Raw genomic sequence first — 284 nt, 5'->3', positions numbered from 1 at the left:
TAACCAGATGAATGAACTGCGCCTTAGCGCCCTGCGGGTGCAGCAAATGGTGATGAATCTGGGGCTGGAACAGATCCAGAAAAATGCGCCAACGCTGGAAAAGCAGCTCAATAATGCGGTGAAAATTCTGCAACGTCGGCAAATACGCATTGAAGATCCGGGTGTTCGTACTCAGGTAGCAACAACGTTAACTACCGTTAGCCAATATAGCGATTTGCTGGCGCTGTATCAGCAGGACAGTGAAATCAGCAATCACCTGCAAACTCTCGCCCAAAATAACATCG

General features: G+C 48.6%; 1 protein-coding gene. It reads left to right on the top strand.

The genetic code is table 11. The features are described from left to right. On the top strand, positions 1 to 284 hold a 284-nt coding region (locus LZP73_RS20715), incomplete at both ends, for a hypothetical protein (RefSeq protein ID WP_234236853.1).

This window comes from Shewanella sp. AS16 (assembly GCF_021412365.1).
Taxonomy (GTDB): Bacteria; Pseudomonadota; Gammaproteobacteria; order Enterobacterales; family Shewanellaceae; genus Shewanella; species Shewanella salipaludis.
This window is presented reverse-complemented; position numbering and strand designations above follow the sequence as displayed.